The following is a 21,227-nucleotide window of genomic DNA, read 5'->3' as shown; positions in this document are numbered from 1 at the left end:
GACCTCAGAAGCGCGTTTCGCGCGCCACGCGCAGGAAGTTGTCGAGTATCCCCGTGCAGTCCAGCAGCTCTTCGCCGCCTGCACGGTGGAACTCGGGATGCCACTGCAGGCCCATCACGAAGGGCGCCTTGCGGTAGCGGATGGCTTCCACCATCTGGTCCGGATAGGACAGCGCCTCGGCCACCATATCGCGCCCCAGCGTCTTCACCGCCTGGTGGTGGATGGAATTCACCAGCCCCCGTTTCGCGCCTTTCAGCATGCGGCCCAACGATGAACCTTCCGGCAGCACGATTTCGTGGCGGTGCCGGTCGTAGTCATCGTGCACGTGGGCCAGCGCCTCCGGCACATCGGTGGCGATATCCTGGTACAGCGTGCCGCCGAAAGCCACATTGATCAGCTGGCAGCCGCGGCAGATACCCAGCACCGGCTTGCCCGCTTCCACGAATTCGTGCAGCAGCTCCAGCTCATACATGTCGCGCGCGCGGTCGCCGCTCCATTCGGGTTTGGTCGGCAGCTCGGAATAGCTTTGCGGCGACACGTCGGCGCCGCCTTGCAGCACCAGGCCGTCGAGGTGGCGCGCATAGTCGCGCAGGCGGATATTGGAAGGGTGCAGCAGGCCGTCCGTATTCACGGTCGGTATCATGAACACCAGCACGTCGCGTGACATCACCCACTGCGCAATGGATTCCTCCAGATACTGCAGGTTCTTGCTGCGCAGCCCCGTGGCGCCGGGCTCCGGATGGAAAATGCGCGCCGAGATGCCGATGCGCAGCGGCCGCTGCATGATATGCCGGGTGGCCGCCGCCGCAATGCGCTGGTAGCGCGCCTTGATCACGCGGCCCCACAGCGAAAACACGGTATCGCCGGGATCGAGATAGCGCGGCGTGTCTTCATTGCGCCGGTGCTGTTCCCGGGCGCTTTCGCGCCTGTCTTTCTGGCGTTGATCGTGCTCGCCGCTGCTCATGTAAATCCCTTCCTTGCCTCATCTGTCATGTGATTACGGTTTTACCATATCACAATAGGGAAGGGCGCGCGGCTTCAGGGCAGGGTGTAGTTCAGCGTGTAGAAATGCTTGCCGCCGGTGATGGTGATCTTCGCGCTGCCCCGGATGCCGCTCAACTGCCCGGTGCCGGAATCCGGCACGATCTTGATATCCAGCTCGTATTTGCCGGACTCCATGATGCCCGAGTGCTGCATCACGAAGCTGCCTTCGCGGCCTTCCAGCTTGCCCTCGAAGCGCTCCAGCGCCACATAGCCGCCGCTGCCCGTTTTCGGCGAACCCGCCGTCAGCATTTCGCCCTCGCTTTTGCCGGACAGCGGGCCGCTGAAGGTCTTGTCGAACACCATGCGGCCGCGCGAATCGTTCGGGCGCTCCTCGTCTGGTACCGGCTTCACGCGCACCTCGAAACTGCCGCTCACTTCATTTGCCGCTGCGCCGCCGGCCAGCGAGGCAAATGCCAGTGCTGCAATTGCTGCGTGTTTCATATTGTTCTCCTCTCAGCGATAATGCTTTCCAGTGTAAGAACGGCAGGATGGCAAGGATTGGAAAAAACCGACATCGCGAAAGGCATCGTGGACCCGGCAGGCGCCCGGCAGCGCTTTACCGTGCAGCGCCGCCTGCCGTCCGCCGTGCTCGCGCCCTATGTCGAGTTTTTCTGGATCGTGGAGTGGGACCTGCGCGGCAAGCCGCCGCAGCACCAGCGCGTGCTGCCATATCCGAACACCCACGTCGCCTTCGAGAAGGACAAAACGCTGGTCTACGGCGTGGTGCAGGGCCCTTTCGACCAGCTGCTGGAAGAACAGGGCCGCGTGCTGGGGGCGCGCTTTCGTCCCGGCGGACTGCGTCCGCTGCTGTCCCAGCCTGTGGCGGCGCTCACCGGCCGTACCGTCACGCTGGATGAAGCGCTTGGCATCGACGGCCAGCGCGCGGAGCGCCAGGTGCTGGCGCAGCCCGATGTGGATGGCATGATCGCGGCGGCTGAAGAACTGCTCTCGCCGCTGGCGGCCGGTCTCGCGCCCGATCCTCGCGCCGCGCAGGCCGAAGCCGCCGTGCAGGCAGCGGCAGCGGAGAACGGGCCGGTATCGGTGGCCGCATTGTGCGAGGCTGTGGGGCTGAGCGAGCGCGCTTTGCAAAGGCTGTTCAGCGACTATGTCGGCGTGCCGCCAAAGTGGGTAGTGCAGCGTTTCCGCCTGCAGGAAGCCATGTGGCGCCTGGCGGCGCCCGCCATGCCCGATATCGCCGGCCTGGCGGCGGAACTGGGCTTCTTCGACCAGGCCCACCTCACGCGCCACTTCAGCGCCCTAGTCGGCACCTCGCCGCTGGAATACTGGAAGACCCAGCGCGCGCAGCCTCATGATCTTAAATGACCGACAAGGGCAACCTTGACAGTATATTTACGTTATCTGACCCAACCACACGTCAACCTTCCGGTAGACGGTCGAAGCTCGCTATTTGCGCCGCGCGAACGGTAAGAGTAAGCATAGCCCGCACAGCAGTAGTGCTGCGGAGGCAGGTTCGGGCACCGGACGCGCAAAGCCAGCAGCGAGAATGGCCGTAGCGCCAAGGCTGAGGGTAGCATCGAGGCTGTCCCGGCTGTTATTCATGACCGTGAAACTGAAGGGTTGCACAAGCTCTTCGTAAAACGGTCCGCCGCCCCAACGCTGCGTGGTCAGTTCTTGTCTATCGGTGTAATTTGTGGAGACACTGCCGCCCAGTATCGGGTAGATCATGAGGTTGTCCGGATCGAACCCATTGCGCTCCACGGTAATAGTGCCAAGGAGCGTCAAGGTGGCCGATGAATATGGCGCGAGGCGGAACCGGAAACCGCCCCCGCTTTGCCCAATGATACCGGGACTGGTCTTGCCCGGACCCGCAGCTGGCAAGGCCGCGCCATCGCCGCTCACATAGGCGGACAGCAAACCGGGGCCCGTGCTCGCGGAACCGGCCGTCATGGTGCCGGGCGCGATCGCTGATGCAGCCGGAAAAGGATCGTTCAGGGTAAAGGGCATGACCTTCTGTACTTCGGCGTTGCTTTTTCCAGGGGGAACATAATAGGCACTAGTCATACCGCTCCAGCCGAACACCTGCAGCGCGGCATCGTGACCGTCATCTGGGCGCAGGTCGCTGACTGTGTACTGGAAATTGCTGAAGGTGGCGGTCGCGCGCATGTCCGCCAGTGCAGCGGTGCTCATACAGAATAGTGCTAAGGCGGCAGCGGCGAGGCGGGAACAGTGTTTCATCGGCAAGCTCCTTTCAGCATATGGATGGGACCAGCGAGCACATGTATTAAGTTTTCCTCTCTTCTGCCAGCATAACAAATGGTTCATCACGATGGTCTCACGCACGATTGAAGCGTTGTCCTGCCGCGTCAGCTTGCGACATGGGATTCGCTCGTGCACCTGAGGAAAGATTTTAGAGCCACAAAAAAACACCCCCCCTTACAAGGGTACATGTAGGAACGTCCCAACACCTATCGGGCGAAGTACAGGTCGTGTAATTGATCCAGCTTGATGTCTGATGCAGCTTGCGACAGCAGCACTTTGCCGCCCTGCATCAGGTAGACATGGTCCGCGATGGCGACCGCGCGCTCGGTGTTCTGCTCCACCAACACGATGGTACGGCCCTCCTGCTTCAGGCGCGAGAGGATTTCGAACAGCTCGTTGACCACCAGCGGCGCCAGGCCGAGCGAGGGCTCGTCGACGATCAGCACGCGTGGATCGGACATCAGCCCGCGCGCCATGGCCAGCATCTGCGCCTCGCCGCCGGACAGTGAACCAGCCAGCTGCGATCGGCGCTCGCGCAGGCGGGGGAACATGTCGTATGAGGCTTCCAGCCGCTGCTTCACATGCGCGCGCTGCGCTTTGGGGAAGGCGCCCATGATGAGATTCTCTTCCACGCTCATGTCGCGGAACACCATGCGGCCTTCGGGAATCATGGCCACGCTGGCATCGGCCATATGCCAGGCGGGCGTGCCGTCGATGCGCCGTCCGCCAAGCAGAATCTCGCCCTGCATCACCGGTACCAGGCCCATGATGGCGCGCAGCAGCGTGGTTTTGCCCGCGCCGTTCGGGCCGATGATGGTGGTAAGGCCGCCTTCCGCCATCTGCAGCGACACGTCCCACAGCACATTGATGGCGCCGTAGCCCGCGCGGAGATTGCGCACTTCAAGCATGGCTGGCCCCCGTGTAGCTGCGCACCACTTCGGGATCGCGGAACACGGCATCCGGCGTGCCGTCCGCAATCAGCTGGCCGAAATTCAGCACGGCCACGCGCTGGCAAAGGCTGCTGATGGTTTCGATATCGTGCTCGATGATCAGGATGCCGACGCGAAAGCGGGCGTGCAGCTCCTTCAGCATGCCTATGAAGCGCCGTTTGCCTTTTGTTTCCAGGCCGGCCAGCACTTCGTCGAGCAGCAGCAGCGAAGGATTGGTAGCCAGCGCCTTTGCCACTTCCAGTGCTTTCAGCTCGGTCAGCGCCAGTTCGTTCGCCGCATTGCGTTCGGCCTTGTCGGCCAGGCTGGTGAAATCCAGCACCTCGTCGATGCGGCGCTGGTCCACACTGCCGGTGCCGAAGCGTTGCGCTACGATCAGGTTTTCGCGCACCGTCAGCTCATGCAGGGGCTGGGGAATCTGGAAGGTGCGGCCGATGCCGAGCCGTGCACGCTGATGGATCGGCAGGCGGAGGATGCTGCTGCCGCCGAAGCGGATGGCGCCCGCTGTGGGCCGCGCCAGCCCGGAGATGGCGTTGAACAGTGTGGTCTTGCCCGCGCCGTTGGGGCCGACAAGGCCCATTACATCTTCGCTGCCCACCTTGAGCGATACCGCGTTAACGGCCGTCAGCCCGCCGAAGCGTACGGTGAGGTTTTCCAGTTCAAGCATGCTTTTTCCTCCGCAGCAGCGGCATCAGGCCGTGCGGGCTGAAAATGACCATCGCCACCAGCAGCGCGCCGAGCACCAGCTGGTGGCCGGTGGGGATCAGCGATTTGAACACCAGTTGGTCCACCAGGTAGACCACGAGTGCGCCGGCCAGTGGCCCGGCAATGGTGCGGTAGCCGCCGAAGATGGCCGCCACGATGGGCAGCGTGACCCATAGCCCCGCAAAGGCGTAATCCGGTTCGAGGAAGTTGATGTAGTGGACATTGAAGGCGCCCATCACGCCGGCCATGAAGGCCGATACCAGCAACATCGCGGCTTTCAGCAGGGTGCTGTTCACGCCCAGCACGCGGGTGGCGTCTTCGCTGTCGTGCATGGCGCGCAGAGCGATGCCGTAATGGCTGCGGCGGATGCGGTGGTAGGCGAAGGCGAACAGCGTTACCAGCGTGATGCCGATGAAGTAGGCGCCCGTCTTGCTGCCGAAATCGTAGCCGAACAGCACCGGAAAGACCGGCACATTGGCCAGCCCGCCCGCACCGCCCGTGAGCGAACTCCATTCCGTCGCGATGATCTTAAAGATATGCGCGTAGGCGAGAATGGCCAGCGCAAAATAGGGGCCGCGCAGGCGCAGCACCGGCATCATCACCAGTGCCGCCGCAGCGGCGCCAAGGCCGCCGAAGACGAGACCTGCCAGCACCGGCATGCCAGCCTTGAGCGTGAGCAGGGCCGAGGTATAGGCGCCAACGCCGACGAAGGCCGAATGGCCGAAGCTCACCATGCCGCCCAGGTTGCCGAGCAGGGCCCAGGCCAGCGCAATGCCGCCGATGACCAGCGCCGCAACGATCAGGCTCATGACATAGTTGTTGGCACCCAGCAGCAGCGGCACCACGATGTAGGCTGCGAGCAGCGCAGCGATGGAAGCCCTCATCCGCGCCTCCGCGCCGCGCCAAGCAGGCCGTTCGGCAGAACGAACAGCACGAGCAGGAACAGCGCCATGCCTGCCAGCTCCTGCAGCGCGGAGCTGGCCAGCGTGACCGTCAGTGCCTCGGCCACGCCAAGCAGCACGGCGCCGAGCAGCACGCCCGGAATCGAGCCCACGCCGGCCAGCACGGTGATGATGAAGGCTTTCACCGTCAGCGCCGCGCCGTAGGCGGGCTGGATCACGCCGTAGCTGAACAGGGCAACCCCGGCGAAGGCCGCGAGGATGCCTGCCACGATGAAGGACACCAGCTCCGTGCGGCCGGGATCGATGCCCATCAGCTTGGCCGCGTCGCGGTTGCTGGAGACGGCGCGCACGGCACGGCCATACCAGCTGCGCGACAGCCACCACCACAGCCCGCCCATCAGCAGCACGCTCACGCCGAAGAACAGCAGCTCGCTGCGCATGCTGTACAGTGGTCCCACCACGAAGGCTTCCTGCAGCCAGCTGGAAGTGGTGGAGCGCACGTCCGCCGACCACACCAGCAGGACCAGGTTGGTAACGATCACGCCGATGCCGAAGGTGAGGATCAGCGAATTGATCTCGCGGTCAGCCTTGATGCGGCTGACAGTGAAATAGACGGCGGAGGAAGCAGCGCACACGACCACCAGCGCAATCGGAATCGCCGCCACCGGGCCGAGCCCCAGCTTCGATTCCACCGTATAGGCGATATAGGCCGACAGCAGCACCAGCTCCCCGTGCGCGAGGTTAATGATGCGCATGGTGCCGAAAACGAGCGCCAGTCCCAGCGCGATGAGGGCATACGAGCCGCCTTGCAACAGGCCCGAGTACAGGGCCTGCGCGATCAGTTCCGTCATGAATGGAACCTCGCCTTACCAGGGCACGGCAGGATAGGCCATTTTGCCGGTGGCGTTTTCCTTCGGCCAGACGATGACGATGTTCTTTCCCTGGTGCTGGCCCATGCGGTGGCTGAAGTTCAGGTTGTCGCCATTGCCGCCGAACTGCACGCGGCCGATCAGCGTTTCGCGATCGGTCTTGCGCATTTCTTCGGCAATGCCGCCTTTCTTGATGGTGCCATTGTCCGCCGCGCGCGCAATCGCCTCGAACAGCAGCATGGACTGCACGTAGCCGAACTGGCCGAGATAGTCCGGCTCCTTGTTGTACATCTTCTTGTAGGTGTCGGCGAAATTTTTGCCGTCTTCGGTGGTGAAGTTGGCAGGGAAGGGCAGCAGCGCGGTGCCGTACACATTCGGCATCAGATCGGGGAATTCGTTCGCCATCTTCGGTGTGGCCAGCGACCACACGCCGACCATGGCCTTGACCTGAGGCTTCAGCACGCGCGCGGCGCGCAGGATGCCGACATAGTCGTTCTCGTAGCCGACCATGAAGATCACGTCCGGCTTGTCCTGCAGGCGGATCTTGTTGATGATGGGTTTAAAGTCGGTGATGGCCGGATCGAAGGAGTGCTCAGCCGCCGCCACGCCTTTCGCAGCAAGCGCCTTCTGTACCGACTTCGCGAGGTCGGAGGTTGCGTCCTTGGTCGAATAGACGATGGAGACTTTTTTCACGGCCATGTCGCCGAACACGCCCAGCACCGCCTTCTCGTAGCCCGCCGTGTTATTGATGCGGAAGAAGTGCTTGCGGCCGCTGGAAACGAGGCTGTCGTCCACGCCGCCGGACGTGATGTAAACGAGGCCCAGCTTGTTCGCCGCATCGGAAGCGGGCGCGATATTGTTCGAGCCGTAGCCGCCCGTGATCGCGACCACGCCCTGGCTGGCCAGCTTTTCGACGGCGGCAATGGCCTTGGCGGGCGCCGACTCGTCATCCACGGTTGCGATCCTGATCTTGTGCTTGCTGTTGCGGTTGAAGACTTCCGCCGCTACCATGATCCCTTCCTGCATGCCGGCGCCCACGCGCGCCAGCGAGCCGGTGAGCGGCAGTTCTGCGCCCACAAGGAATTCTTCCGCATGGGTTGCACCGGCAAGACCGGCGGCCAGCGCTGCCGCCAGCGCAAGCTTCTGGAAAGTGCTCTTCATTGCTTTGTCTCCTTGCTAATTATGGGACGAACGCCGCATCGTCTGCGCCAGCTGCCGCAGCTGGCCTTTCAAAATCTTTCCGGTAGCCGCGGCGGGCAGGGCAGGCAGCACCACGATCTCGCTGGGGCATTTATAGGCCGACAGCGAGCGCGCCAGCCAGGCACGGAGCTCATCGTCGCGCACTGTGTGGCGCGGGTCAAGTTCCACGAAGGCGATCACGTCTTCATTGCCGTCCTCCGCCGGCCGGCCGATCACGGCGGACTGGGTCACGGCGGGGTGCGCATTCAGCACGGTTTCCACCTCCAGCGGATAGACATTGAAGCCGGAACGGATAATCAGTTCCTTGGTGCGGCCCACGATGAACAGGGCGCCGTCCGCATCCTGCCGCGCCATATCGCCGGTATTCAGCCAGCCGCCAGGCCGCATGGCCGCTGCCGTCAGTGCCGGTTCGCGGTAATAGCCCAGCATGACGTTCGGTCCGCGCACCCACAGTTCTCCCGGCTGGCCGGTGGCGGCATCGTCTCCCGCCTCGTCCACGATGCGGGTTTCCACGCCGGGAATCGCGAAGCCTACCGAGGTATCGCTGCGCGGCGCATCGAGCGGGGTCTGGCTGATGGTGGGCGAGCTTTCAGTCATGCCGTAGCCATTGTGCAGCGGCAGGCCAATTAGCTTTTCCACGTCCGCCTTCAGCGTGGGTGACAGCGGCGAGCCGCCCGCATAGATAAAACGCAGCCGGGTCGCCAGCGGCTGCGACGGGCCGCCCAGCAGTTCCAGAAGGCGCGCATACATGGCCGGCACGCCCTGCATGATCGTCAGCCCGTCATGGCGCAGCGCGGCAAGCAGCGCTTCGGCCGAGAAGCGCGGCACGAGGTGCAGCGCGGCGCCCGCATACAGGGTGCCCAGCATCACGGAGGCCAGTCCGTAGACATGCGAGATCGGCAGCACGCCGTAGGCGCGGTCGTCCGGCGTAAGGCCGCGCAGGCGGCTCGACACGGCGGCAATGAACAGCAGGTTGCGGTGCGAGAGCATCACGCCCTTGGGCTGGCCGGTGGTGCCGGTGGTGTAGATCAGGGCGGCGGGCTGTTGCGCGCTGTCCACGTGCACCGGTTCCGGTGCGCAGTCCTCGTTCAGCGGGCCCACCATCCAGCTGGCGCCGAACGGCGATTCCTCCAGCTTTGCCGCATGCCGCCCGCCGTGGCCGAAGGCCTCCGGCGACACGCCGCAGGTGTAGACGGTAAAGCGCGCGCCCGAATGGCTGCTGATCTGGTCGATCTCGCGCGCCGACAGCCGTGCGTTGACGTTCACAATCCAGGCATCGCACAGCGCGGCCGCAAAGATCAGGCCTGCCTGCAGCACGCAGTTTTCGCCGACCACCATCAGGCGGTCGCCCGGCCGCAGGCCGAGCACGCGCAGGCGCTCCGCAGCAGCCTGCACCGCCGTCCACAGCTCGCCATAAGACCAGCTGCGGCCTGCTTCGCACAGTGCCGGTGCGTGCGGCGCCGCATCCGCCCAGCGGCGCGGAATGTCGCTGATGCGCGCGGGCAGGGCGCCCAGCAGGACTGCCACGTCCATCACTGCTGCGCCGCCCGTATCATATTGCGCGCGATGACCAGCTGCTGGATCTGGCTGGTGCCTTCGTAAATGCGGAACAGGCGCACGTCGCGGTAGAAGCGTTCGGCGGGGTAGTCGGCCACATAGCCCGCGCCGCCATGGATCTGCACCGAGCGGTCGGCCACGCGGCCGCACATTTCGGAGGCGAACAGTTTGCAGCAGGATGCTTCGGTGCTCACGTCCTCGCCGTTGTCGCGGCGCCGTGCGGCGTCCAGCACCATGCATTTCGCGGCATAGATTTCGGTCTTGCTGTCGGCCAGCATGGCCTGGATCAGCTGGAAGTCGACAATGGACTGGCTGAACTGCTGGCGGTCCATTGCATAACGCAAGGCGTCTTCCAGCATGCGTTCAGCCACGCCCACGCACACCGCCGCGATGTGCAGGCGGCCTTTGTCCAGCACTTTCATGGCGGTCTTGAAGCCCACGCCTTCCACGCCGCCGATCAGGTTTTCGGCCGGCACGCGGCAGTTCTCGAAGATCACGTCGCAGGTATGTGCGCCGCGCTGGCCCATCTTCCTGTCGATCTTGCCCAGCGAAAGGCCGGGCGCATCGCGCTCCACGATGAAGGCGGAAATCGCACCCGCGCCTTTGCCCTGCATATCGGTGCGCGCCATCACGGTGAAGATGCTGGCCTCCGGGGCGTTGGTGATGAAGCGCTTGGTACCGTTCAGGAGGTAGTGGCCGCCGTCGCGCATGGCCGTGGTGCGCAGCGAGGCGGCGTCCGAGCCGGATTCGGGCTCGGTCAGCGCGAAGGATCCGATGATCTCGCCTGACGCCAGTCGCGGCAGCCAGCGCTGTTTCTGTTCCTCCGTGCCGTCGATAACGATGCCTTGCGAACCGATGCCGTTATTGGTGCCGATCAGCGAGCGGAAGGCCGGCGAGGTGCGCGCGATCTCGAACGCCACCCGCACTTCCTCCTCCATGGTCAGCGCCAGGCCGCCATACGCTTCCGGAATGGATAAGCCGAACAGGCCCAGCTCCCGCATCTGCGCCACCACGGCGGGTGGAATCTGGTCGGTCTCGGCCACCACCTCCTCCTGCGGCACCAGCACTTCGCGCACAAAGCGGCGGATGCTGTCCAGCAGCAGAGTGAGGGTTTCTTCGTCCCGAATCATAGTTGTCCTTTTTAACTTGGCCCAAGGGCGAATCTGACGCGCCGGGTGCTCAGTGTGGCTGCAGCGGTATTCGCCTGTCAATGGCTGTGTGGAATGGCCGCACCAAACAATATTGAGGTCGCGCCGCAAACAGCTACACTGTCTTTGATGATCTTGTGGGCTTCGGACATGACTAACGAGCACGACAGCGCAAGCCACGCAGTATCGGACGCAGCTGCGGAAGATCTGGGCGGCCACCCGGAACCGTTGGGCGTGATGAGGGAGGAATTCCTCGCCATCATGTCGCATGAGCTTCGCCACCCGCTGAACCTGATCGCCATCAATGCCGGCTTGCTATCGCGCCTGCCTGAGGTACGGCAGTCCCCGGCGGCCGGGCGCGCGGCATCGGTCATCACCCGCGCGGTGGCGTGCCAAGCCAAGATTATTGAGGACCTGCTGGACATGTCGCGCCTCAGCACGGGGAAACTGACCCTGGTGCGCGCCGATGTTGACCTGGGAACGATTGCGGCGCAACTGCTTGATGTGCTCAAAGCGGACCCGCTGGTCGATTCGCTGCGCCTGCAGTTCGTGCAACCAGCCGTTCCTGTAATGGTGAACGCCGATGCACAGCGCGTCGAGCAGGTTCTCCTGAATCTGCTCAGCAATGCGGTGAAATTCACACCCGCCGGCGGTACGATTGCGCTAACGCTCAGCGCGGAAGCCGGCCAGGCCCGGCTCGATGTCTGCGACACCGGCGCCGGGATTGATCCGCGTTTTCTGCCGACGATCTTTGACATGTTCGGCCAGGGCGGCGCCACCGCCGTGCGCAGCAAGAGCGGGCTCGGAATAGGGCTCGCGCTGGCGCGGCATATCATCACCTTGCACGGTGGCCGGGTGGAGGCATTCTCGGAGGGCATCGGGCAGGGCAGCCGATTCAGCCTTTGGCTGCCTTTGGTGCAATGCGATGAGGCCGGGAAAGAAAAGCTCGAAGCAATCGGCGGCGCTACCTTGTCCGGATGCCGCATTCTCCTGGTAGACGATATGGAGGATTCGGCTGACATGTTCCGCACCTTGCTGGAACTGGAAGGTGCAATAGTAAGGTGGGCTGCAGGGGCGGACGAGGCGCTCGCCATGCTCGCCTCGGGCCCCGTGGACATCGTGATCTCGGATATATCCATGCCCCGGATGAATGGCTATGAATTCATGCGCGCCATGCGCGCCAATCCCGCGCTTGCCGGTATTCCCGCGATCGCGGCGAGCGGCCTGGGGCGTGAGACGGACATACGCCTGGCGCTTGATGCCGGTTTTTCCGACTATATCGTGAAACCGATTGACATCGACGTGCTGTGTGCGCGCATCAAGCGGCTGGTCCAAGCGTAATCGCTGCCGTTTGTGTGCGTCAGCTCACAGTTCGAATTGTGACTTTTCGCCAAACTGATATTTCACGAATATCGGGAGGCGGACATGCTGAATTATCTGGTGACAATGAAGCGCTGCGACGTGGACGCTGAGTTCTACGGCACGTTCTCGGACGAGGACGTGCAGAAGCTGCAGGCCGCGCCGCCCGGCCGGCCCTTCGACCTCGAAAAATACAAAGCCTACCTGTGCGGCGACGGCGCCATCGCGCTGGCCGTGAAGCCTGACTATGAGGATTCGGTAATGCTCGAACACCGCGAGCTCTGCCACCGCCTGCGCGAAGCGCGCGCCTTCTGAGTGTGTTGCAAACGGTGCTGGCCAATTCCTACACGGGCCGCGCCGTCCATCCTATAGGCGCAGCTTGCTGCACGAGCCATCATGGACGCTCACTTTCATTAAACGTGAAGGAGGGGAATGATGTTTGCACACAATAAGCGATTGCAATACACGGTCCGCGTCAGCGAGCCCAATCCGGGACTGGCGAACCTGATGCTGGAGCAGTTCGGGGGGCCGCAAGGCGAATTGGCTGCCGCCATGCGCTACTTTACCCAGGCCGTCAGCGAAGATGATCCAGGCCGCCGCGATATGCTGTTCGATATCGCTACGGAAGAGCTGAGCCACCTGGAGGTGATCGGCAATATCGTCGTCATGCTGAACAAGGGCGCCAAGGGCCGCCTGGCGGAAGGCGTGGACCAGGAAGGCGAGATGTACCGCGCCATTACCGGCGCCGGCAACGACAGCCATATCACCCAGGTGCTGTATGGCGCGGGCTCGCCGCTGACCAACTCGGCCGGTGTGCCATGGACCGCCGCCTATATCGACACCATAGGCGAACCCACTGCCGACCTGCGCTCGAACATCGCGGCCGAAGCGCGCGCCAAGATCGTCTATGAACGCCTGATCAACCTGACCGACGATCCGGGCGTGAAGGAAGCGCTGGGCTTCCTGATGACGCGGGAAATCGCGCACCAGAAGTCCTTCGAGAAGGCGCTGTATTCCATCGCGCCGAACTTCCCTCCGGGCAAACTGGCGGGCCGTCCGGAATTCGCCAGCGTCTACTTCAATATGTCGCAAGGCGGTCCGGAGCTCAACGGTTCCTGGAACAGCGGCGACAAGTGGCAGACGGTCAGCGACCGCGACCAGCAGATGGGCGTGGATGGCGGCAGCGGCGAAGCCTCGGTGCAGCTGGATGCCGACGATGCTGAACTGCTGAACGCGATGGCGGCGCGCACCATGTCCGATCCATCCGTCGATCCGATGACTGGCGCCGAGCTGGGTATGTCGGCGGAAACGGCGGCCATGACGCCGGGTGCTTCGGCCACCGGCAAGCAGCCGCCACAACCAGGTACGGTGCATTAAAGCATGCAGTTGCTGCGTTCGCTCCCTTCATGGCGTTATGCACTGGGCGCGGCCATCTGCCTCGGCGGCGCACTGGCGCTGATGCACGATGTCGCGAGCGGCGTGGCAGCCTTCGATGCACGGGTACATGGGGCCTTGCTGGGCGGCGCAACGGCCGCCCTCGCTACGGCGCTGGGCACCTTGCCCGTGCTGCTTTCCCAGAATTTTTCGCAGCGCACCTATGACGCCTTCCTCGGCTTCGGGGCAGGCGTGATGCTGGCGGCGACTGCGTTCTCCCTGGTTTTGCCTGCCATCGCGGCCAGCAAGGGCGGGGGCGCGGGGCCCTTTGAAGCCAGTGCTACCGTGGGGGCAGGCATTCTGCTCGGCATGGGACTGGTGCTGCTGCTCGACCGCGTGGCGCGGCACGAGGCGGTGCTGGCCAATATCGATTCCGAACGCAGCGATTCCATCAAGCGCGCCTGGCTGTTCGTGGCCGCGGTCGCCATCCACAACCTGCCGGAAGGGCTGGCCATCGGCGTGGCCTATGCGGGCGTGGACCTGGCCAAGGCCCACAGCCTGGCCACCGGCATTTCCGTGCAGGACGTGCCGGAGGGGCTGGTGGTGGCGCTGGCGCTGCGCACCGTGGGCTATGGCCGCGTGTTTGCCTGCCTGCTGGGCGTGGCGTCCGGCCTGATCGAGCCGGTGGCCGCAGTGGCGGGCGCCGTGCTGATCGAATATGTGCGGGAACTGCTGCCCTGGGGCCTTGCACTGGCAGCGGGGGCCATGCTGTTCGTCATCAGCCACGACGTGATTCCGGAAGCGCACCGCAAGGGCAACTGCACCAGCGCTTCCTGCGCCGTGGTGGCCGGCTTCATCGTGATGATGGTGCTCGATACGGCGCTGGCCTAACGCGCCAGCAGCGCAATCACTTCGCTTTCTTCCACCTGCGGGAACTGCTCGTAGTGCCGGCTCACCGATACGAAATGCATCGGCGTGGCGAGGCACTGCACCTCATCGGCCAGCGGCGCTATCAGCTCCAGTGCATCATGCGAGGCCACCGGCACGGCGGCCACCAGCCGCTGCGGCTGCTGGGCACGCAGCATGCGCAGGGCCGCCGCCATGGTGGAGCCGGTCGCCAGCCCGTCATCGACCACGATCACGGTGCGTCCGGCGGCATGCGCGGCTTGCGGCCGGCCATATGCCGCGCGGCGGCGGCGCATCAGTTCAAGCTGTTCCCGTGTCTGCGCTTCCACCCATTCCATGCTGGTCCGCGTGCGGTGGAAGTAGGATGCGAGCTCGCGGTTGCCGTGCTCGTCCACTGCGCCCACCGCCAGTTCGGGGTCGATGGCCGAAGGAATTTTCCGCACCAGAACCACGTCGAGTTCGCCTTGCAGGCGCTCGGCAATCAGCGCCGCCATCGGCACGGCGCCGCGCGGTATCGCCAGCACCAGCGGGTGCGTGGCGCGCAGGTGCAGCAGTCGTTCAGCCAGCAGCTCTGCAGCCTGCAGCCGGTCGTGGAAGGGAAGCTCGATCGCGTTCATTGAACGAGCATAGCGCAAGTCCGCGCCACGCGGTTTTCCGACTGCGGCACAAGCGCTTCTCCTACGACGTCCCGCCGGGCGCGTGCAAGAATGAAATGACCGCCCAGGAGAACAGCGATGAATGATGCACCGAACAATACCTTCGTCTTCCCCGGCAAGCGCATCCTTGTCGCCTGCAGCAATGCGCGTACGGGCAGCGATCTGGCGGGCCTGTTCAGCGCATCGGGCTTCGAAGTGGAATGCGCCGGCGACGGCCTGACGGCCTTGCAGAAGGCGCGCCGCTTCGAACCTTCCGTGATTGTGGTGAGCCTCGACCTGGCCTACCTGAACGGCTTCCAGGTCGCGCGTTCGGTGCGCCATCTTCCCGGCTGCACCGGTACGCGGACCATGGCCCTGCTGGCCTGGGGCGTCGAGCTGCTGGACCGCCAGCGCTGCTTCGACTACGTGCTGCGCGAACCGCTGCGGCGCTACCAGCAATACGCGTGCAGCCCGGTCACGCGGCCCCGTCCCAACCTGCATCTCTGTCCCGCCCTCCACTGAAGATTTCCTGAAGGTAGCGTGCGCGTACGGACTCGACAGTAGTCATATATTGACTCTGCAGTTCCCACAACCACTACTACTCTCAAGGAGATGCACAGTGAAGTTCGCATACAAAGCAGCATTGACCGCAGCCACCCTTATCCTGGCAGCAAGCGCGCAAGCAGCTGGCGGCACCGATATCGGCAACACCTCCGTTGACGACGTGACGCTGAATGGAGAGAACTCCGATGCCTTCGTCTTCGCATCGGCCTGGAATCCGCACGCAGGGCCGCAAGGCAATACCGATGGCTTCGGCACCGCCTTCGATGCCTACGGCAGCGGCGCCTGGTCCCTGGTCGGCAAGCTGGACAACGGTTCCGGCTTCTCCGGCAGCAACGGGCTGGAGTTCAGCTTCGCGCGTACTGCCGGTTCGGACACCGATGGCGTGTGGTCGGTGACGAATACCGGTTCGCAAGGCCTGAAGCTGGACCTCGTGTTCGCTGTGCATGCGGGCAACGGCGCCGGCGCCTTCCTCTTCGATGACGAGATCATCGGCGCGGGCGCCACCGTGAACGGCACCTGGAAAATCGACTGGTTCACAGGCAATAACGGAAACAATCCAGGCTTCTCCAACCTCACCGTGTTCGGCCGCGACGTGAATGTCGTGCCGGTACCGGAACCCGAGACCTACGGCATGCTGCTGGCCGGTCTCGGCATGCTGGGCTTCGCGGCGCGCCGCCAAAAGAAGTCCTGATAGAGTAAGCGCCGGGCCGCCTTTCTGCGGCCCGGCGTGGAGGAAGTATGGATCAGTTCGATACGGCCGCCATCATGGGCGGGCTGTATGGCGATGGCTTCATCGCCTGCAAGGGAGCGTTTTCGCGCGAGTGGGTGGAAGCGCTGGGCGCCGACATCGGCACGCTGTTCGATGAAGCGCGGCGCACGCCCGGCGGTGCGCTGGAGCGGGGACCGAACCGATACTACGTGGAAATTCATCCGGAACGCCTGCGCGGCTTCCGCGACATCATCACCCATCCCTGGGTATGCGCCGTGTGTGCGGCGATTCTCGGCCCTGACTACAAGATCGTGGAAGCAGGCTTTGACGTGCCCGGACCGGGCGCCATGATGCAGCCCTGGCACCGCGATTTCGCCGCGCCGCCGCAGACCGTGACCGGCCGCCGCCTCAATTCGCTGGCCTTCAATATCACCACCGTCGATGTGACCGAGGACATGGGCCCGTTCGAGATTGCGCCCGGCACCCAGTGGGATACCTGGGAGGGCGCCCATCCCATGTTCCCGCCGCCGGAGCTGCACCCGCGCTACGAAGGGCTGCGCCAGCGCAAGCTCGCACGCATGGGCGACATCTCGGCCCGTTCGGCGCTCACCATCCACCGCGGCACGGCGAACCTGTCGATGAAATCGCGGCCCGTGTTCGTGCTGGGCGTGGACGCGCCGGACGGCACCAATGCGGATAAGCACGACCTGCAGCTGAGCCGGGCCTATTACGAAGCGCTGGACGAAGAAGTGCGGCGGCATCTGGCCTGCCGCGTCGTGGACAAACTGGAAACGGTAGAGCAGGGCCACGCCATCGAAGGCCTGCTGATGGGCGTCAAGCCTTGATGTCGAGCAGGGTGCCGATGCGTTCGTCGGCCGCCTGCACCACTTCGGCCGCCAGATTGAAGCCTGCCTTGTAGACCAGCGCATTGGTGGTTGACGACGCCAGGTCTGTGCCGGACGGCGTGCTGCTGTCGGCCGCTGCGGCGGCACGGCCCTCCACGGACAGCGTGACTCCCGAACCGGCCGGGCTGGCTTCCTGGAAGTTCGCCTGCTGCGGCGAGAATCCCTGCGTATTCAGGTTGGCAACATTATGCGCTTCCACGCCCAGCGCCTGCTGGTTGGACTGCAATGCGGACAGGCCGCTGGAAAGGGCAGAGAGAGTCATGGGGCTAGTGTAGCGCGTTGCCGTCCGGCATGCACGCGCTGCCTGTGCGATGTGCGCGGACGCAACAGCTCATCCGTTAGATATTTATCAGCATTAATATTTTGGGATTGCAATACTTGATGATTGACACCAGAATCGGAACGTTGCCTGTCGCAAATAGTTCCGAGGTGTATCATCAATACCTTCTCCCGCCGACTCCGCCAGTTCGCCGTTGCCGCAGCGCTGGCTTGCGCCGCCCAGGCGCAGGCGCTGCCGCTGGACGCGCGGCTGAACGAACAGGTCATCACCATTCCCGCCGGCGCCAGCCAGACCATTTCGCTGGAAACCACCCTGTACAAGCCGGATGGCGACGGACCCTTCCCGCTGCTCATCATTAACCACGGCAAGGCGCCAGGCAATCCCAAGCTGCAGCAGCGCGACCGTTTTGTCTATATGGCCACGCAGTTCGTTCGGCGCGGCTATGCGGTGCTGGTGCCGATGCGCACCGGTTTCGCCCAGTCTTCCGGCAAGTACATCGATTACGGCTGCAATATGACGGCCAACGGCTATACCCAGGCCAGCGACATCGCCGACGTGGTGCAATTCGCGCGCCGGCAGAAGTGGATCGACGGCGAACGCATCGTGATCGCAGGCCAGTCCTACGGCGGCCTTGCCAGCATGGCATTGAGCACGCGCGAGCTGCCGGGCGTGCGCGGCGTGATGAATTTTGCGGGCGGCCTGAAAATGCACGGCGGCAGCTGCGACTGGCAGTCCGCGCTGGTGGAAGCCTTCGGCGAATATGGCCGCAAGAACAGGATCGCCACCCTGTGGATGTACGGCGCCAACGACAGCTACTTCGGCCCCGAACTGGTGAGCCGCATGTACGGCGCCTTCAGCGCCAACGGCGGCAAGGCCGAGCTGGTGGCCTACGGCCCGTTCAAGAACGACGCGCACACCATGCTGGGCAGCCGCGACGGCCAGCAGGTATGGGTGCCTGAAGTGGAGCGCTTCCTGTTCAAGCTCGGCATGCCCATCCGCGAAACGGTGGCGCTGGCCGATCCTCCAGCCCAGCCGCCGAGCAACTACGCGCGGCTGGATGACGTGGCGGCCGTGCCTTATCTGCCGGAGCAGGGCCGCGAGCAGTACCGCGACTTCCTGAAACGCGAAACGCCGCGCGCCTTCGCCGTGTCCGCCAGCGGCTCCTGGGGCTGGGCGGAAGAGGGCGAATCGCCCGATATGCGCGCGCTGGCGGCCTGCCAGGCGGCGAGCAAGGCGCCATGCAAGCTCTATACGGTGGACAACAACGTGGTGTGGCCGGACAGCGGTGCGCTCGCGACGGGAGGCCGCTGATATCATCGTCCCATGCGCGGACGACATGATCATGACAGGCAGGCAAGCGGCAAGGTCCGGGTTCGGGGCGCGCGCGAACACAATCTCAAGAACGTGGACCTGGAGATCCCGCGCGATGCGCTGGTGGTCTTCACCGGCGTTTCCGGTTCCGGCAAATCCTCGCTGGCTTTCGGCACCTTGTATGCGGAGGCGCAGCGGCGCTATCTCGAATCGGTGTCGCCGTACGCGCGGCGCCTGTTCCACCAGATGCCGGTGCCGCAGGTGGACGAAATCGACGGCCTGCCGCCCGCCGTGGCGCTGCAGCAGCAGCGTGGCACGCCCACCACGCGTTCTTCGGTCGGCAGCGTCACCACCTTGTCCAATTCCCTGCGCATGCTGTATTCGCGGGCCGGCGATTATCCGCGCGGCCAGGAGCTGCTGTATGCCGAATCCTTTTCGCCCAATACGCCGGAAGGCGCCTGCACCGAATGCCACGGCCTGGGCCGCGTCTATGAGGTGACTGAGCGTTCGATGGTGCCGGATGACAGCCTGACCATCCGCGAACGCGCGGTCGCCGCCTGGCCCACCGCATGGCATGGCCAGAACCTGCGCGACATTCTCGTCACGCTGGGCTACGACGTGGATACGCCGTGGCGCGAGCTGCCGAAGAAAGACCGCGACTGGATCCTGTTCACCGACGAGCAGCCCACGGTGCCGGTGTATGCCGGCTTTACGCCGGAGGAAACGCGGCGCGCGCTGAAGCGCAAGGAAACGCCGAGCTACCAGGGCACCTTCACCGGCGCGCGCAAATACGTGCTGCAGACTTTCTCGGCCACCGAAAGCGCGTCGATGAAGAAGCGTGTGTCGAAATATATGGTGAGCACGGAATGCCCGGTGTGCCGCGGCAAGCGGCTGCGCGCGGAATCGCTGTCGGTGCGCTTTGCGGGCATGGACATCACCGAGCTGTCGCGCCTGCCGCTCAAGCGGCTGGCGCAGCTGATGCAGCCCTTCGCGGCCGGCACGGCGAAGCGCAACGCGAAGGAGGCCGCGGCGCATCCGGAAAAGCTGATCGTCACCCAGCGCATCGCGCAGGACGTGTGCGGGCGGCTGGAAGTGCTGCTCGACCTGGGGCTTGGCTACCTGACGCTGGACCGCAGCACGCCCACGCTGTCGCCCGGAGAGCTGCAGCGTTTGCGGCTGGCGACGCAGGTGCGCTCCAACCTGTTCGGCGTGGTGTACGTGCTGGATGAGCCGTCGGCGGGCCTGCATCCGGCAGATACGGTGGCGCTGCTGCGGGCGATGGACCGGCTCAAGGCATCGGGCAATTCCCTGTTCGTGGTGGAGCATTCGCTGGACGTGGTGCGGCATGCGGACTGGATCGTGGATGTGGGCCCGGCGGCGGGCGAGATGGGCGGGCAGGTGCTGTACAGCGGCGAGCCTGCGGGCCTGAAGTCGGTGAAGCCATCGGTAACGCGGCGCTACCTGTACGCCGACTCGCCGCCCGCGCCGCGCGAACCGCGTGCGCCGCAAGGCTGGCTGACGCTGCGCGGCATCACCCGCAATAACCTCAGCAAGCTGGACGCCGATTTCCCGCTGGGGGTGCTGACCAGCGTGACCGGCGTGTCCGGCTCCGGCAAGTCGAGCCTCGTCAGCCAAGTGCTGGTGGAACTGGTATCGCAGGCGCTGGGACACGAGGCGCCGGACGAAGCGGAAGAGGGCGAAGAACTCGAACAAAGCGAGCCATCCACGCTGGAAGGCCGCATTACGGGCGGGCTGGAAGGCATGCGCCGCCTGGTGCGCGTGGACCAGAAGCCGATCGGCCGCACGCCGCGCTCCAACCTTGCCACCTACACTGGCCTGTTCGACCATGTGCGCAAGCTGTTCGCGGCCACCAAACTGGCCCGCTCGCGCAAATACGATGCAGGCCGCTTCTCCTTCAATGTGGCCAAGGGCCGCTGCGAGAACTGCGAAGGCGAGGGATCGGTGATGGTGGAGCTGCTGTTCCTGCCCAGCGTGTATGCGCCGTGCCCGGTTTGCCAGGGCGCGCGCTACAACGCAAAAACGCTGGAAGTGACGTACCGCGAGCGCAATGTGGCGCAGGTGCTGGACATGACGGTGGATGCGGCCTGGGCGTTCTTCGCGGACGAGCCGGCGCTGCATCGGTCGCTCGATGTGCTGCGCGAAGTAGGCCTTGGCTATCTGCGGCTCGGCCAGCCTGCCACCGAACTGTCCGGCGGCGAGGCGCAACGCATCAAGCTCGCCACCGAACTGCAGCGCGCGGCGCGGGGACGCATGCTGTATGTGCTCGATGAACCCACGACCGGGCTGCATCCGGCGGACGTGGAAAAGCTGGTCGTGCAGCTGCAAACGCTGGTCGATGCGGGCAATACGGTGATCCTCGTCGAGCACGACATGCGGGTGGTGGCGGCCAGCGACTGGGTGATCGATATCGGGCCCGGCGCGGGCGAAGAGGGCGGCACGGTGGTCGTTGCGGGGCCGCCGGCGGTGGTGGCGAAGCACCATGAAAGCCGCACCGCGCCCTACCTGAAGCGATTCATGGAGGGAGGTAGCCAGCACGCTGCTATACGGTGATAATACTGCTTTCTCGTGCAT

22 protein-coding genes are annotated in these 21,227 nt (G+C 64.5%); 10 read left to right on the top strand and 12 right to left on the bottom strand.

Annotated elements, in window-relative coordinates; translation table 11 throughout:
• Positions 1–4: 4 nt before the first annotated feature.
• Positions 5–964, bottom strand: coding sequence for a gamma-glutamyl-gamma-aminobutyrate hydrolase family protein (locus ACJRPG_RS20045; protein ID WP_408001883.1), 960 nt, complete (start codon positions 962–964; stop codon positions 5–7).
• Between the two features lie 74 nt (positions 965–1,038).
• Positions 1,039–1,485, bottom strand: a complete 447-nt coding sequence (locus ACJRPG_RS20040) for a DUF3224 domain-containing protein (RefSeq protein ID WP_408001882.1) — start codon at positions 1,483–1,485, stop codon at positions 1,039–1,041.
• A gap of 57 nt (positions 1,486–1,542) precedes the next feature.
• Between ACJRPG_RS20040 and ACJRPG_RS20035 the strand changes: the two genes are divergently transcribed.
• On the top strand, positions 1,543–2,367 hold the full coding sequence (locus tag ACJRPG_RS20035; RefSeq protein WP_408001881.1) for a DUF6597 domain-containing transcriptional factor: 825 nt from the start codon (positions 1,543–1,545) through the stop codon (positions 2,365–2,367).
• 81 nt (positions 2,368–2,448) lie between these two features.
• Here ACJRPG_RS20035 and ACJRPG_RS20030 read toward each other — a convergent pair whose 3' ends face one another.
• From ACJRPG_RS20030 to ACJRPG_RS19995, 8 genes are all read right to left on the bottom strand, one after another.
• Positions 2,449–3,240 (bottom strand): hypothetical protein, encoded by a 792-nt coding sequence (locus tag ACJRPG_RS20030; protein ID WP_408001880.1) that lies wholly within the window; start codon positions 3,238–3,240, stop codon positions 2,449–2,451.
• Between the two features lie 230 nt (positions 3,241–3,470).
• The gene (locus ACJRPG_RS20025) at positions 3,471–4,172 is read right to left on the bottom strand and encodes an ABC transporter ATP-binding protein (RefSeq protein WP_408001879.1); all 702 of its coding nucleotides are present in this window, start codon (positions 4,170–4,172) and stop codon (positions 3,471–3,473) included.
• Positions 4,165–4,878 (bottom strand): ABC transporter ATP-binding protein, encoded by a 714-nt coding sequence (locus ACJRPG_RS20020; protein ID WP_408001878.1) that lies wholly within the window; start codon positions 4,876–4,878, stop codon positions 4,165–4,167. The genes ACJRPG_RS20025 and ACJRPG_RS20020 overlap by 8 nt, the downstream gene beginning before the upstream one ends.
• Entirely contained in the window at positions 4,871–5,800 is a 930-nt protein-coding gene (locus tag ACJRPG_RS20015; protein ID WP_408001877.1) for a branched-chain amino acid ABC transporter permease, read from the bottom strand. Before ACJRPG_RS20015 ends, ACJRPG_RS20020 begins: the two co-directional genes overlap by 8 nt.
• A complete protein-coding gene (locus ACJRPG_RS20010; RefSeq protein ID WP_408001876.1) occupies positions 5,797–6,669 on the bottom strand; it encodes a branched-chain amino acid ABC transporter permease in 873 nt (290 codons plus the stop codon). Before ACJRPG_RS20010 ends, ACJRPG_RS20015 begins: the two co-directional genes overlap by 4 nt.
• 15 nt (positions 6,670–6,684) lie before the next feature.
• The gene (locus ACJRPG_RS20005) at positions 6,685–7,848 is read right to left on the bottom strand and encodes an ABC transporter substrate-binding protein (RefSeq protein ID WP_408001875.1); all 1,164 of its coding nucleotides are present in this window, start codon (positions 7,846–7,848) and stop codon (positions 6,685–6,687) included.
• A gap of 15 nt (positions 7,849–7,863) precedes the next feature.
• Positions 7,864–9,420 (bottom strand): class I adenylate-forming enzyme family protein, encoded by a 1,557-nt coding sequence (locus ACJRPG_RS20000; RefSeq protein ID WP_408001874.1) that lies wholly within the window; start codon positions 9,418–9,420, stop codon positions 7,864–7,866.
• Complete coding sequence (locus ACJRPG_RS19995; protein WP_408001873.1) at positions 9,420–10,574, bottom strand: acyl-CoA dehydrogenase family protein; 1,155 nt, start codon at positions 10,572–10,574, stop codon at positions 9,420–9,422. The genes ACJRPG_RS20000 and ACJRPG_RS19995 overlap by 1 nt, the downstream gene beginning before the upstream one ends.
• Positions 10,575–10,667: 93 nt before the next feature.
• Here ACJRPG_RS19995 and ACJRPG_RS19990 point away from each other — a divergent pair, with 93 nt between their 5' ends.
• From ACJRPG_RS19990 to ACJRPG_RS19975, 4 genes are all read left to right on the top strand, one after another.
• Positions 10,668–11,933: a hybrid sensor histidine kinase/response regulator gene (locus tag ACJRPG_RS19990; RefSeq protein ID WP_408001872.1), complete on the top strand. Its 1,266-nt coding sequence runs from the start codon at positions 10,668–10,670 to the stop codon at positions 11,931–11,933.
• Between the two features lie 84 nt (positions 11,934–12,017).
• A complete protein-coding gene (locus ACJRPG_RS19985) occupies positions 12,018–12,266 on the top strand; it encodes a hypothetical protein (protein WP_408001871.1) in 249 nt (82 codons plus the stop codon).
• A 120-nt stretch (positions 12,267–12,386) separates the two neighbouring features.
• Positions 12,387–13,328 (top strand): manganese catalase family protein, encoded by a 942-nt coding sequence (locus ACJRPG_RS19980; protein WP_408001991.1) that lies wholly within the window; start codon positions 12,387–12,389, stop codon positions 13,326–13,328.
• Positions 13,329–13,331: 3 nt separating this feature from the next.
• Complete coding sequence (locus tag ACJRPG_RS19975; RefSeq protein ID WP_408001870.1) at positions 13,332–14,216, top strand: ZIP family metal transporter; 885 nt, start codon at positions 13,332–13,334, stop codon at positions 14,214–14,216.
• Here ACJRPG_RS19975 and ACJRPG_RS19970 read toward each other — a convergent pair.
• Positions 14,213–14,848, bottom strand: a complete 636-nt coding sequence (locus ACJRPG_RS19970) for a phosphoribosyltransferase (protein WP_408001869.1) — start codon at positions 14,846–14,848, stop codon at positions 14,213–14,215. The two genes, ACJRPG_RS19975 and ACJRPG_RS19970, sit on opposite strands and share 4 nt — an antisense overlap.
• A 117-nt stretch (positions 14,849–14,965) precedes the next feature.
• On the opposite strand from ACJRPG_RS19970, the gene ACJRPG_RS19965 reads away from it, so the two are divergent.
• From ACJRPG_RS19965 to ACJRPG_RS19955, 3 genes are all read left to right on the top strand, one after another.
• Complete coding sequence (locus ACJRPG_RS19965; protein WP_408001868.1) at positions 14,966–15,388, top strand: response regulator transcription factor; 423 nt, start codon at positions 14,966–14,968, stop codon at positions 15,386–15,388.
• Positions 15,389–15,485: 97 nt separating this feature from the next.
• Positions 15,486–16,121, top strand: coding sequence for a PEP-CTERM sorting domain-containing protein (locus ACJRPG_RS19960; protein ID WP_408001867.1), 636 nt, complete (start codon positions 15,486–15,488; stop codon positions 16,119–16,121).
• Positions 16,122–16,168: 47 nt separating this feature from the next.
• The gene (locus tag ACJRPG_RS19955) at positions 16,169–16,984 is read left to right on the top strand and encodes a phytanoyl-CoA dioxygenase family protein (RefSeq protein ID WP_408001866.1); all 816 of its coding nucleotides are present in this window, start codon (positions 16,169–16,171) and stop codon (positions 16,982–16,984) included.
• On the opposite strand, the gene ACJRPG_RS19950 is transcribed toward ACJRPG_RS19955, so the two are convergent.
• Positions 16,974–17,306, bottom strand: a complete 333-nt coding sequence (locus tag ACJRPG_RS19950) for a flagellar basal body protein (RefSeq protein WP_408001865.1) — start codon at positions 17,304–17,306, stop codon at positions 16,974–16,976. The two genes, ACJRPG_RS19955 and ACJRPG_RS19950, sit on opposite strands and share 11 nt — an antisense overlap.
• A 123-nt stretch (positions 17,307–17,429) precedes the next feature.
• Between ACJRPG_RS19950 and ACJRPG_RS19945 the strand changes: the two genes are divergently transcribed.
• Both ACJRPG_RS19945 and uvrA read left to right on the top strand, forming a co-directional pair.
• A complete protein-coding gene (locus tag ACJRPG_RS19945) occupies positions 17,430–18,635 on the top strand; it encodes a dienelactone hydrolase family protein (RefSeq protein ID WP_408001864.1) in 1,206 nt (401 codons plus the stop codon).
• 12 nt (positions 18,636–18,647) lie between these two features.
• Positions 18,648–21,206, top strand: a complete 2,559-nt coding sequence (gene uvrA / locus ACJRPG_RS19940; protein ID WP_408001863.1) for an excinuclease ABC subunit UvrA — start codon at positions 18,648–18,650, stop codon at positions 21,204–21,206.
• Positions 21,207–21,227: the final 21 nt, after the last annotated feature.

The sequence above is a fragment of the Pseudoduganella rhizocola genome (assembly GCF_045984285.3).
In the GTDB taxonomy this organism is placed as follows: Bacteria; Pseudomonadota; Gammaproteobacteria; order Burkholderiales; family Burkholderiaceae_D; genus Rugamonas.
The sequence above is the reverse complement of the archived record's forward strand: the minus strand, read 5'-3'. Positions and strand labels throughout refer to the sequence as shown.

What these genes read in the sequence shown, in the direction of transcription:
- ACJRPG_RS20010 (WP_408001876.1), bottom strand. Translation starts at nt 6,669, where the DNA reads ATGACGGAACTGATCGCGCAGGCCCTGTACTCGGGCCTGTTGCAAGGC.
- ACJRPG_RS19955 (WP_408001866.1), top strand. Translation starts at nt 16,169, where the DNA reads ATGGATCAGTTCGATACGGCCGCCATCATGGGCGGGCTGTATGGCGAT.
- ACJRPG_RS20015 (WP_408001877.1), bottom strand. Translation starts at nt 5,800, where the DNA reads ATGAGGGCTTCCATCGCTGCGCTGCTCGCAGCCTACATCGTGGTGCCG.
- ACJRPG_RS20025 (WP_408001879.1), bottom strand. Translation starts at nt 4,172, where the DNA reads ATGCTTGAAGTGCGCAATCTCCGCGCGGGCTACGGCGCCATCAATGTG.
- ACJRPG_RS20030 (WP_408001880.1), bottom strand. Translation starts at nt 3,240, where the DNA reads ATGAAACACTGTTCCCGCCTCGCCGCTGCCGCCTTAGCACTATTCTGT.
- ACJRPG_RS20040 (WP_408001882.1), bottom strand. Translation starts at nt 1,485, where the DNA reads ATGAAACACGCAGCAATTGCAGCACTGGCATTTGCCTCGCTGGCCGGC.
- ACJRPG_RS19990 (WP_408001872.1), top strand. Translation starts at nt 10,668, where the DNA reads ATGGCCGCACCAAACAATATTGAGGTCGCGCCGCAAACAGCTACACTG.
- ACJRPG_RS20020 (WP_408001878.1), bottom strand. Translation starts at nt 4,878, where the DNA reads ATGCTTGAACTGGAAAACCTCACCGTACGCTTCGGCGGGCTGACGGCC.
- ACJRPG_RS19950 (WP_408001865.1), bottom strand. Translation starts at nt 17,306, where the DNA reads ATGACTCTCTCTGCCCTTTCCAGCGGCCTGTCCGCATTGCAGTCCAAC.
- ACJRPG_RS20005 (WP_408001875.1), bottom strand. Translation starts at nt 7,848, where the DNA reads ATGAAGAGCACTTTCCAGAAGCTTGCGCTGGCGGCAGCGCTGGCCGCC.
- ACJRPG_RS19995 (WP_408001873.1), bottom strand. Translation starts at nt 10,574, where the DNA reads ATGATTCGGGACGAAGAAACCCTCACTCTGCTGCTGGACAGCATCCGC.
- ACJRPG_RS19965 (WP_408001868.1), top strand. Translation starts at nt 14,966, where the DNA reads ATGAATGATGCACCGAACAATACCTTCGTCTTCCCCGGCAAGCGCATC.
- ACJRPG_RS20045 (WP_408001883.1), bottom strand. Translation starts at nt 964, where the DNA reads ATGAGCAGCGGCGAGCACGATCAACGCCAGAAAGACAGGCGCGAAAGC.
- ACJRPG_RS20000 (WP_408001874.1), bottom strand. Translation starts at nt 9,420, where the DNA reads ATGGACGTGGCAGTCCTGCTGGGCGCCCTGCCCGCGCGCATCAGCGAC.
- ACJRPG_RS19970 (WP_408001869.1), bottom strand. Translation starts at nt 14,848, where the DNA reads ATGAACGCGATCGAGCTTCCCTTCCACGACCGGCTGCAGGCTGCAGAG.
- ACJRPG_RS19980 (WP_408001991.1), top strand. Translation starts at nt 12,387, where the DNA reads ATGTTTGCACACAATAAGCGATTGCAATACACGGTCCGCGTCAGCGAG.
- uvrA (WP_408001863.1), top strand. Translation starts at nt 18,648, where the DNA reads ATGCGCGGACGACATGATCATGACAGGCAGGCAAGCGGCAAGGTCCGG.
- ACJRPG_RS19985 (WP_408001871.1), top strand. Translation starts at nt 12,018, where the DNA reads ATGCTGAATTATCTGGTGACAATGAAGCGCTGCGACGTGGACGCTGAG.
- ACJRPG_RS19975 (WP_408001870.1), top strand. Translation starts at nt 13,332, where the DNA reads ATGCAGTTGCTGCGTTCGCTCCCTTCATGGCGTTATGCACTGGGCGCG.